Annotated in this window: 7 protein-coding genes and 3 tRNA genes; 9 read left to right on the forward strand and 1 reads right to left on the reverse strand. The window is 67.9% G+C overall.

What is annotated here, in order from left to right:
* Positions 1 to 8 precede the first annotated feature (8 nt).
* The 5 genes from nagZ to QRD43_RS22255 are packed head-to-tail and all read left to right on the forward strand — an operon-like array spanning position 9 to position 6,472.
* Positions 9 to 1,502: a beta-N-acetylhexosaminidase gene (gene nagZ / locus QRD43_RS22235; RefSeq protein ID WP_285984712.1), complete on the forward strand. Its 1,494-nt coding sequence runs from the start codon at positions 9 to 11 to the stop codon at positions 1,500 to 1,502.
* A gap of 27 nt (positions 1,503 to 1,529) precedes the next feature.
* Entirely contained in the window at positions 1,530 to 2,861 is a 1,332-nt protein-coding gene (locus QRD43_RS22240; RefSeq protein ID WP_285984713.1) for an MFS transporter, read from the forward strand.
* A 52-nt stretch (positions 2,862 to 2,913) separates the two neighbouring features.
* Positions 2,914 to 3,798 carry a glycoside hydrolase family 16 protein gene (locus tag QRD43_RS22245; protein ID WP_285984714.1) on the forward strand — a complete coding sequence of 295 codons (885 nt, stop codon included), beginning with the start codon at positions 2,914 to 2,916 and terminating at the stop codon, positions 3,796 to 3,798.
* Positions 3,799 to 3,832: 34 nt separating this feature from the next.
* On the forward strand, positions 3,833 to 4,903 hold the full coding sequence (locus tag QRD43_RS22250) for an acyltransferase family protein (protein WP_285984715.1): 1,071 nt from the start codon (positions 3,833 to 3,835) through the stop codon (positions 4,901 to 4,903).
* Positions 4,904 to 4,945: 42 nt separating this feature from the next.
* Positions 4,946 to 6,472: a tryptophan halogenase family protein gene (locus QRD43_RS22255; protein WP_285984716.1), complete on the forward strand. Its 1,527-nt coding sequence runs from the start codon at positions 4,946 to 4,948 to the stop codon at positions 6,470 to 6,472.
* A gap of 278 nt (positions 6,473 to 6,750) precedes the next feature.
* On the opposite strand, the gene QRD43_RS22260 is transcribed toward QRD43_RS22255, so the two are convergent.
* A complete protein-coding gene (locus QRD43_RS22260; RefSeq protein ID WP_285984717.1) occupies positions 6,751 to 9,411 on the reverse strand; it encodes a TonB-dependent receptor in 2,661 nt (886 codons plus the stop codon).
* 582 nt (positions 9,412 to 9,993) lie between these two features.
* Here QRD43_RS22260 and QRD43_RS22265 point away from each other — a divergent pair.
* The 4 genes from QRD43_RS22265 to QRD43_RS22280 form a co-directional block, all read left to right on the forward strand.
* Positions 9,994 to 10,079: transfer RNA gene (locus QRD43_RS22265), tRNA-Tyr, on the forward strand.
* Positions 10,080 to 10,133: 54 nt separating this feature from the next.
* Positions 10,134 to 10,207, forward strand: a tRNA-Gly gene (locus tag QRD43_RS22270).
* Between the two features lie 70 nt (positions 10,208 to 10,277).
* Positions 10,278 to 10,352, forward strand: a tRNA-Thr gene (locus QRD43_RS22275).
* Positions 10,353 to 10,401: 49 nt separating this feature from the next.
* Positions 10,402 to 11,016: GTP-binding protein (locus QRD43_RS22280; protein ID WP_285984718.1), on the forward strand; the 615-nt coding region annotated here is incomplete at its 3' end.

The following is an 11,016-nucleotide window of genomic DNA, read 5'->3' on the forward strand; positions in this document are numbered from 1 at the left end:
GCGCCGTCATGACCCAAGCCCAAGACTTCCGCCCCGAGGACGCCGGCCAGCTGGTGATGGTCGACATCCAGGGCAAGACCCTGGACGCCGCCACCGCGGCCTTTCTGCGCGAGCACCAGATCCGCGCCGTGTGCCTGTTCCGCAAGAACCTCGGTACCGAGGACGAAGTGCGGCAGCTGACCCGCGATCTGCGCGAGGTCATGGGTCCGCACGCCCTGATCGGCCTCGACCAGGAGGGCGGCTCCGTCGTGCGTGCCACCTTCCTGCCGCAGGCCCCCTCGGCCATGGCCCTCGGCGCCGCGGGCGACAGCGAGCTGTGCGAGCGCGTGGGCGCCGCTGTGGCGCGCGGCCTGCGCAGCATCGGCGTGAACTGGAACTTTGCGCCGGTCCTGGACATCAACAACAACCCGGCCAACCCGGTGATCGCCGAGCGCAGCTTCTCCGAGCGCGCCGACGACGTCACCCGCCTGGCGGGTGCCTGGATGTGGGGCTCGCTGCGCGAAGGCGTGGCCTGCTGCGTCAAGCACTTCCCCGGCCATGGCGACACGCACGTCGACTCCCACCTGGCCCTGCCCACCGTGGACAAGAGCCGCGCCGAGCTGGACGCCCTGGAGCTGCGCCCCTTCCACGCCCTGCGCGAGATCGCGCCGGCGGTGATGACGGCGCACATCGTCTATCCGCAGATCGACCCCGAGTACCCGGCCACGCTGTCGGCCACCCTCCTGGGCGGCATCCTGCGCCGCGAGTGGGGCTACGACGGCGTGGTGATCACCGACGCGCTGATGATGAAGGCCATCTGCGAGCGCTACGGCTACGACCGTGCCGCGGTGCTGGCCCTGCAGGCGGGCGCCGACATGATCCTGGCCCAGGGCTCGCTGGAGGAGCAGGGGCAGTCCATCCGGGCGCTGCGCGAGGCCTTCGCGCGCGGCGACCTGACGGCGGCCCAGGGCGCCCGCGCCCGCGACCGCCTGGACCGCCTGGCCCGCGCCTATCCGGTCGCGCATGACGACTACGCCGGCGCCGTCCGCGAGGCCGACGGCGCCCTCATGGCCGAGGCCTGGGCGCGTGGCCTGGCCGCGCTGCGCGCCGCGAAGGCACCGGCACTGGAGGCGCCGATCCGCGTCTACGTCCAGACCGACGTGCCCACCGACATGGTCAGCGAGGCCGGTCCGACGGGCGCGCAGATCGCGGGCCTCTTCAGCGGCTTTGCCGATGCCGAGATCGTCATGCTGGACGACCTGCTGGGCCTGGACTGGTCGCAGGTGCCCGCGGACGGCCGCCAGACGATCGTCGCCTCCACGCACCGCATGCGCTACGGCGCCAATGCCGGGGCCTGGCAGCCCGACCTGCACCTCGTCCTGTGGAACCCGTTCCAGGCGCTGGATGTGCAGGGGCCGACCGTCATCAGCTGGGGCTATGCCGACGGCGCCCTGGCGGCGTTGAAGAGCTGGCTGCAGGGCGAGCTGGCCGCGACGGCCGTGGCACCGGTGAGCCTCGGCTGAGGCTGGCCAGAACAACAAGGAACTCCCATGAGCGCGACCCCGCACCCCCAGGATCCCCGGACGGCCACGCCGCTGCGCTGGGTGCCCAGCCTGTACTTCGTGCAGGGCCTGCAGTTCTTCGTCGTGATGCTGATCGCCAGCATGATGTACAAGAAGCTCGGGGTGGAGAACGACCAGATCGCGCGCTGGACCAGCGTCATCGGCCTGGCCTGGGCCTTCAAGCCGCTGTGGAGCCCCTTCTTGGAGCTGATCCCCAGCAAGAAGCGCATCGTCGTGAGCATGCAGTTCCTCGGCGCGGCCGGGCTGCTGCTCGTGGCGCTGGCCCTGCAGCTGCCGAGCTGGTTCGGGGCCTCGCTGGCGGTGTTCTTCGTGCTGGCCTATGCCTCCGCCACGCACGACATCGCCTGCGACGGGCTCTACATGGCCTCGCTGTCCGACAAGGAGCAGGCGGCCTACGCCGGCTGGCAGGGCGCCTTCTTCAATGCCTCGAAGTTCCTCACGCAGGGCGGCCTGCTGATCCTGGCCGGCGTGCTGGCCGAGCGCTTCGGCCTGAGCAATGCCTGGACGACGATCTTCGTCATGCTGGGCGTGCTGCTGGCCCTGCTGGCCAGCTACAACGCCATCGCGCTGCCGGACCCCCGCCCCGCTACGGCGCCCACGGGCGGTGCCTCGGCGGTCTGGCAGACGCTGGTGGAGGTCATCACCGATCTGCTGCGCAAGCCCGGCATCTGGCTCTTCCTGCTGTTCATCGTGCTGTTTCGCCTGGCCGAAGGGCAGGTGCAGACCATCGGTCCGCTGTTCCTGCTCGAAGCACGCGAGAAGGGCGGCCTGGGCCTCACGCAGGAGCAGACCGGGGGCGTCTACGGCACCGTGGGCACCGCGGCGTTCCTGGTGGGCAGCATCCTCGGCGGCTACTTCACCTCGCGACTGAGCCTGCGGCGTGCCATGCCGGTGCTGCTGGTGGCGATGGCGGTGCCCAGCGTGACCTTCTACTACCTCGCGGCGGCCCGCCCGACGGACATCCTCCACATCGGTGCGGCCATCGCGCTGGAGATGTTCGGCTACGGCTTCGGCTTCGTCGGGATGATTCTCTTCATCATGCAGGTCCTCGCGCCGGGGCGCTTCCAGACGGCGCACTACGCGCTGGGTTCGGGTGTGATGCAGCTGGGCTTCATCCTGGCGCGCTCCTTCAGCGGTGACGTGCAGCTGGCGCTGGGCTACGAGCGCTTCTTCCTGTGGACGATCGTGTGCGGGGCGCCGGCCTTGCTGCTGTACTTCTTCGTGCGCTTCCCCGATGCCCAGCGCGCAGACGCTGCCCAGGCGCCGGGGCAGTCCGACGCGCTGGCTGCCGGCCGCTGAGCCCGTGTCGATGCGCCCCTCCGTTCTTCATGTGGTAGGCCTTGTGCTTGCCTTGTCTCTTGGGCCGGCCACCGCACAGGGCGGGGCCGGCCGTTTTTTTGACGACTTCAGCGACGCCGACCTGACCGGGCTGCGGGCTGCGGGCTGGACGCCGCGCACCGCCGCTGGCCATCCCGGCGTCCCCGGCGCGCAGTGGGGTGAGTCCCAGCTGCGCCTCATCGACGATCCGGCGCTCAAGGGCAACCGCCTGCTGCGCCTGAGCGCCGAGACCGACGGCACCGGCCCCGGCACCCGCCAGGCCCAGCTGTGCCAGCAGCGCAAGTTCTTCGAGGGCACCTACGCCGCTCGGATCCGCTTCAGCGATGCGCCGGTGCAGGGCGTGGACGGTGACCCCGTCATCCAGACCTTCTATGCCGTGGCGCCGCTGCGGCATGACTACGACCCGCAGTTCAGCGAGATCGACTGGGAATACCTGCCCAATGGTGGCTGGGGCAGTGACAGGACGCGGCTCTACGGCATCAGCTGGCAGACCGTGCGCATCGAGCCCTGGGACGCCCACAACGGCTCGCACGAGGAGATGGGCGCGCTGGGCGCGGGTGACGCCGCCTGGCACGTGCTGCTCATGCAGGTGAGCGGCGGGCGCGTGCGACTGTTCCTCGATGGCCGGCAGGTGGCCGAGCATGGCGGGCGCAACTATCCTGTCGTGCCGATGTCGATCAACTTCAACCTCTGGTTCTCGCCGGGCGGGCTGCTGCCGGCCAGCGCGGTGACGCGGCGCTACGAGCAGGACGTGGACTGGGTCTTCCATGCACGCAACGAGGTCCTCGGCCCGCCCCAGGTGGCGGCGGCCGTGGCCGACTACCGCCGCCGCGGGCTGGCGCGCGAGGACGGCGTGCCCGCTTCGCAGCCGGCGCTGGACAGCCGCTGCGACTTCTGACTTCCGGCTGATGCCCTGATCCTGCGGGACTCCCATGACTGCTCCTTCACGCCTGGCCTCCGTCGATGCCCTGCGCGGCCTCACCGTCGCGGCCATGCTGCTGGTCAACAACCCGGGTGACTGGGGCGCCGTGTACTGGCCGCTGGAACACGCGGCCTGGAACGGCTGCACGCCGACGGACCTCATCTTTCCCTTCTTCCTGCTGATCGCGGGCGTCAGCCTGAGCCTCTCGACGGGCGGCCGCTGGAGCCGCGGCGAGCCGGCTGCCGCGCTCCTGCCGCCCCTGCTGACGCGCGCGGCCAAGGTGATCGCGCTGGGCCTGGTGCTGCACCTGCTGGCCTGGTGGCTGATGGACAAGCCGCAGTTCCGGCTGATGGGCGTGCTGCAGCGCATCGGCCTGTGCCTGGCGCTGGCGGCGCTGCTGGGCTCGCTCTGCCGGCGCGAACGCGGGCGCTGGGGGGCGCTGGCGGCGCTGCTGCTGGGCTACGGCACGCTGATGGCCCTGAACGGTGGCTGGGTGCCCGACAGCAACCTGGCATCGCGCCTGGATGCGCAGGTGCTGGGCCGCTGGAGCCTGCGGTGGGAGGGCGCCACCGGCCTGGGCCATGATCCCGAGGGCCTGCTCAGCACCCTGGGGGCGCTGGGCAGCACGCTGCTGGGCCTGATCGCCGGCGAGCGCCTGCGTCAGGGCCGCGGGCGCAGTCTCTGGCTGCCGGCCGCGGGGCTGCTGCTGGCGGGCGCCGTCAGTGCCCTGTGGGTGCCCTGGAACAAGCAGCTCTGGACGCCCAGCTTTGTCCTGTGGACCGGCGGCTGGGCCTTCGCGGCCCTGGCCCTGGTCTACGAGCTCGTCGACCGGCGCGGTCTGCCGCCGCTGGGGCGCATCTTTGGCGTCAACGCCATCGCCGCCTATGCCGGGGCCTGGATGTGCACGGTGTTCCTGGAGGGCTTCGGCTGGATGGGGCCGCTGTACCGCACCGTGTTTGCGCCGATTGGCGCCGCCTTCGGTCCCGAGTTCCAATCGCTCAGCTTTGCCTGTGTCTTTGTCCTCGTGTGGACCGCCATCGTGTGGCTGATGGACCGGCAGCGCTGGTACATCAAGCTCTGAGCGCCCCACGGCGCCTCTCCAGCGACGACAGGCAGGACCTTCATGAAGCATCGGACGATCGCCATCATCGGCGGCGGCACAGCCGGCTGGCTGGCCGCCAACCACCTGGGGCGCGAGTTGCTCGCGGACCCCGAGGTGAGCCTCACGGTCATCGAGTCCGACGAGGTCCCCATCATCGGCGTGGGCGAGGGCACGGTGCCCTACATCAAGCAGTCGCTGCAGAAGTTCGGCATCAGCGAGGCCGAGCTGCTGCTGTCCTGCGAGACCACCTTCAAGACCGGCATCCGTTTCCAGGGCTGGCTGGACGCCGCGCGGCACGGTGCAGATCACCACTACCTCCACGCCTTTGCCTCGCCCTTCCCGGGCGGCATCGACGTGACGCCGGCCTGGCTGGCGCAGGGTGGCGAGCCGGCCTTTGATGCGGTGTCCGTCGCAGCCGCTCTCTCGGCGGCCGGTCGCAGCCCCAAGCAGATCGCCTCGGGACCCTACGTGGGCGAGATGGACTACGCCTACCACGTCAATGCCCATCAGTTCGCCCAGCTGCTGGCGCGCAATGCGCAGCAGCGCTTCGGCGTGCGGCACCGGGTGGCGACGATCGTCGGCGCCGAGCGCGGCGAGGACGGCAGCATCACCGCCCTGCGCACCCGCAGCGGCGAGCGCCTGCCCTTCGACTTCTACGTCGACTGCAGCGGCTTCGCCTCGCTGCTGACCCAGGGCGTGCTCAAGGTGCCCTTCGTCGACAAGTCGCACCAGGTGCTGACAGATACCGCGCTGGTCCAGCAGGTGCCCTTCGGCCCTGACGAGCCCATCGCGCCCTACACCCTGGCCACGGCGCATCGCGCCGGCTGGATCTGGGACATCCCCGTCACCGAGCGCCGGGGGACCGGCTTCGTCTACGCCAGCGCCTACATGGGCGAGGATGAGGCCGTGCGTGCCTTCGCGCGCTACCTGGGCCGCCCGGAGGCCGGTTTCGCGCCGCGCCGGATCGCCATGAAGATCGGCTTCCGACAGGAGGTCTGGAGTCACAACTGTGTGGCCCTGGGGCTCGCGCAGGGCTTCGTCGAGCCGCTGGAGGCCACCTCCATTCTGCTGACGGACTTCGCGGCCCACCTGCTGTCCCGCAACTTCCCGCGCCAGCGCGGGGACGAGCCCGCGCTGCGACGCCATGTCAACGAGGCGACGCGCACGGCCTGGGAGCGCGTCATCGACTTCATCCAGCTGCACTACCACCTGTCGGATCGCAGCGACTCCGCCTTCTGGCTCGACAACCGGCAGTCCTGCCATCTGTCCGAGACCCTGCGCGAGCGCCTCGCGAAATGGCGCGTCGTGCCCCCGCAGGCCACGGACTTCGGCAGCCGCTTCGAGCTGTTCAGCGTCGAGAACTACCTCTACGTGCTCTACGGCATGAAGTTCCCGACACGCGGCTTCCCCGTGGACGCCGCCGAGCGCCGGGAGGCGCAGGTGCGCCTCGCCCAGGTCGGCGCACGGGCCCGCCACCTGGCCCAGGAGCTGCCCTCGCACCGTGAGTGGCTCGAGGGGCTGCGTGCGGCGGCGCAGGCCGCGCGCTGAGCCGGCGATCCGGCCTGCCCCCGTTCGCGTCCCGCCGGCCTGAGGCCGCCTCACCCACGCCCTGACGTCCGCCGCACCGCCGTCCCGCCTGACACGCGATGGCCTGGGCGGGCCTGCGCGTGCGCCATGCGCCTCCCCTGCAGCGTGCCCCTGAGCCGGGTCCCGTCGGCTGTCGACCCGGGCAGGGCCGGGCGTAGCAATCCAGCCTGCCCTCCCTGACATGAAAAAAGCCCGGCAGAGCCGGGCTTTCGGGGTGCGACCTTGCGGTGCGCGTTCGATCAGAACTTGGCGCTCAGGCCCAGGCGGTACGTCGTCTCGCCCATGAAGGACCAAGCCGGGTAGCCGACCTTCATGCTGCCCTTGACGTCCGGGTTGGTGGCGTCGGCGGCGCCGTACTGCACGTCGTCCTTCTTCAGCAGGTTCACGGCTTCGAAGGTCAGGCGCAGGTTCTTGTTGATGTTCCAGCCGGCGCTGAAGTCCAGCGAACCGTACGGATCGTGCATGCGGTAGCTGTAGTAGCCCGTCTCGCGGATCATGTACTTGGAACGCCAGTTGTAGGCCAGACGGGCCGTGTAGGCTTCCGTCTCGTAGAAGCCCACCAGGTTGAAGGTGTGCTTGGACGACTGGGTGAACAGGGCCAGGCGGTCGGGGTAGCTGGAGCTCGGGGCCTTCGCGTCGGCGTAGGTGTAGCTGCCGGCGAAGCCGAAGCCGTTGTCCAGGCTGTGGTTGATCTGGGCTTCGAAGCCGTTGATCTTGCCACCGCCGGCGTTGACGTACTGGTTGACGGTCCAGCTGTCGACCTTGCTCAGCGGATCCACCACGCCCAGCTTCTGGTTCGTCTTGACCAGGGCGGTCACGAAGTTGTCGATGGTCTTGTGATAGACCGCCGCCGACACCATGTTGCCCTTGCCGTAGTAGTACTCGATGCCCAGGTCGAACTGCTTCGAGGCTTGCGGCTTCAGACCCACGGTACCGAAGGTCATCGACTCGTTGCCGGCGCGGTCGTCGTTGTAGCCGGCCTGCTTGGTCAGGAACATGTACTCGAAGTTGGGGCGCGTGATGGCCTTGGAGGCGGCCACACGCAGCACCGTGTTCTTGTCGATGTTGTAGGCCGCGTTCAGGCTGGGCAGCCAGTCGCTGTAGCCGGCCTTCTCTTCGCGGATGGTGTTGCCCCAGCCGTCGTTGTTGGGCACGTCATTGGCAGCCAGCGGCGTGCCGTCGAACTTGTAGCCGCGACCCGTCACGTTGGTGTGGACGTAGCGCAGGCCGAAGTTGCCGCGCCAGCCTTCCTTCTCGAACTCGAACATGCCGTAGGCGGCCTTGTTGTCCTCCTCGATCTCGGCGAAGCTCGAACGCTGCGGGGTCCAGGACGCCGTGTTCTTGGCGTACAGGGCCGCCATGCCGTCCAGGTTGGCCTTGGGGAAGTCCCAGCCGTTCGGGCCCATCTTGATGGAGCCGCTGTACAGGTCGGCGGTGTTGCCGGAGATGGCGGTGCCGATGAACTTGGCGCGCAGGCCGCTCTGCTCGTACTTGTGCTTGGTGGCACGCACGCCGGCCTTGAAGGAGGTCAGGCCGTTCCAGTCGAGGTCGACGGTGGCGTCCGCCTGGGCGAAGTTCTCGCGGTCGGCATTCGGCTGCTGCAGGTCGGTGGCCCAGCCGGTCGGCACGAGCTTGGACGGCAGGTTGCCCACGCCCACGTTCATGTTGCCCGTCGGGGAGATCACGATCTGCTTGCCGGTGGCGTCGATCGTGCCCTGGAACTTCGGCAGGCTCTGGCCGTCATCCCACCAGCCCACGCCGTAGTTCATGGTGTGCTCGGTGCCGCCCTTGGCCTTGGTCTGGCCGGCGACGGCCTCGATCTTGAAGGCGTCGGCCTTGAACGTGCCGTTCAGGACCAGGCTGTCCGAGCTCATCTTGCCCTGGCGGGCCCAGGTCTGCATGAAGGTGTTGACCGGGTCCGCAGCACCGGCGACGGCCTTGACGCACAGACCGGCTGCATTCTTCTCCTTGCAGTTGCTGTCGTTCTGGCCCGTGAACAGGTACAGATTGCTGTTCGTGTTGTCGCCCGTCAGCTCCAGGGTCAGGTAGTTCAGGCCCAGCTCGACGTTGTCGGCGGGCTTGCCCTGCAGCGTCAGGTTCATGGCCGTGCGCTTGCGATCCTGCACGAAGGTGGCAGGGGCAACGTCGCCTGCCCAGCCGGCGTCGGACTCGATGCCGCGACGGATGTACTCGCTCTTTTCCTGAGCGCCAGCCACCAGGACACCGAAGGTCTTGGCGTCATTGCGCCAGCTGTACAGGCCCGCCACGTCCTTGGACAGGTCGGTGCTGACCGTGCCCTTGCCCAGCTTGAGGCTGGCGAAGGCCGTGCCGGCCTTCAGGTCCAGGGGCTTGCGGGTCTTGACGATCACGGTGCCGCCGATGCCGCCTTCGGTCAGGTCGGCCTGGGAGGACTTGTAGACCTCCATGCCGCCGATCAGCTCGGAGGGCAGCAGGGAGTAGTTGAAGGAGCGGTCCACGGTGGCCTGGTCATACCAGCCGGTGGAGGCCACGGTCTGGCCGTTCAGGGTGGTGTAGGTCATCTGCGGATCGGAACCGCGGACCGACACCGTAGCGCCCTGGCCGAAGGCCCGGCCGACGGTGATGCCGGGCAGGCGGCCCAGCGACTCGCCGACATCGGAGTCGGGCAGCTTGCCCACGTCTTCGGCCGTCACCGCATCGACCACAGCGCTGGCGTTGCGCTTGATGTTGGCGGCCGATTGCAGCGATGCCCGGATGCCGGTGATGACCACCTGCTCCAGCTGATTGCCCTCCTTCTTGGACGGCTCGGCCTGCTGTGCCTGTGCTGCCATTGCAGCGCTCAGCAGGGTGATGCTCACCGCTGCGGCGATGGGGGTCTTCATGACCTTCATGAACTGCTCCTCGATGTGGCCAGCGAACATGGGTCTGGCCTGTTGAAAGACTTGATGCCGTCGTCCCAGCAGCGCGAGCCGCGAGGCGAAGACATCTCCGATACACACCTCAAATGCAACCAATGCCATGCCACTATAACGAGCAATAGATCCACTTTGCTACCACTTTTGGGGCCGTGTTTTCCCTGCTGTGGCGCGACTACGACCTGTGAGGAATCGCTTCGGGCCGCGCGAAGTGTCGCTTCCAATGGAGGGGGAAGCAAAGGCTGCTTGGTAGTCGATTGGTATTCTTGATGGGGGTCGTCGGGCGCTGCACTGCGGGTCGTTCGCAAGCGAGTGTGAACCGAGGCGGCTTGGGGCGGGGCGGTGGCCGCGTGGGGTGGCGGACGGTGAGGGCGGCGTGCTGCCCGTTCAGGTTTTCTTGATCCGCCGGTTCAGAAGCTGCTATAGTCGCGGGCTCCGCTTCGGTGGGTGCAAATGCCGGATCGCGGCGGCCGCAAGGCCATCGGGATCTAGTGCTTGCGCTGGCCGCTGGCGCGCAGCCCAGAGATAAAGTTTTCGCAAGAATGCTTGAGATTCTCAAAAGCTGTGCTACAGTAGCGGGCTTGCCTCGGAGGGGTGGCCGAGTGGTTAAAGGCAGCAGACTGTAAATCTGCCCGCTTACGCGTACGCTGGTTCGAATCCAGCCTCCTCCACCAAGGCAAAGCACAGTCGATGAGTCGGTGGTTCTGGCTCAAAGAGAAAACTCCCGGGCGGGAGTAGTTCAATGGTAGAACCTTAGCCTTCCAAGCTAATGACACGGGTTCGATTCCCGTTTCCCGCTCCAGCGGCAGCTTGTAGGTCATGTCGGCACCGGTTTGATGATGTGTAGACATCGTCGCCAAACCCGTGTCGATGCCCATGTGGCTCAGTGGTAGAGCACTCCCTTGGTAAGGGAGAGGTCACGCGTTCGATCCGCGTCATGGGCACCACCTTTTTTCTCCCCCTTCTCTTTTCTGATCTGATCGCCAGGAGCGCAAGATGGCAAAAGGCAAGTTTGAACGTACCAAGCCGCACGTGAACGTGGGCACGATTGGTCACGTTGACCATGGCAAGACCACGCTGACGGCTGCGATCGCGACCGTGCTGTCGAAGAAGTTCGGTGGCGAGGCCAAGGCCTATGACCAGATCGACGCTGCGCCCGAAGAGAAGGCACGCGGCATCACGATCAACACGGCTCACGTCGAGTACGAGACCGCCAACCGTCACTACGCTCACGTGGACTGCCCGGGTCACGCTGACTATGTGAAGAACATGATCACCGGTGCCGCCCAGATGGACGGCGCGATCCTGGTGTGCTCGGCCGCTGACGGCCCGATGCCCCAGACCCGCGAGCACATCCTGCTGGCACGTCAGGTCGGTGTGAAGTACATCATCGTCTTCCTGAACAAGTGCGACATGGTGGACGACGCCGAGCTGCTGGAGCTGGTGGAAATGGAAGTCCGCGAGCTGCTGAGCAAGTACGACTTCCCTGGCGACGACACCCCGATCATCAAGGGTTCGGCCAAGCTGGCGCTGGAAGGCGACGCAGGCGACCTGGGCGAGCAGGCCATCATGCGCCTGGCTGACGCTCTGGACAGCTACATCCCCCAGCCG

It is taken from the genome of Roseateles subflavus (genome assembly GCF_030285365.1).
In the GTDB taxonomy this organism is placed as follows: Bacteria; Pseudomonadota; Gammaproteobacteria; order Burkholderiales; family Burkholderiaceae_C; genus Roseateles_B; species Roseateles_B subflavus.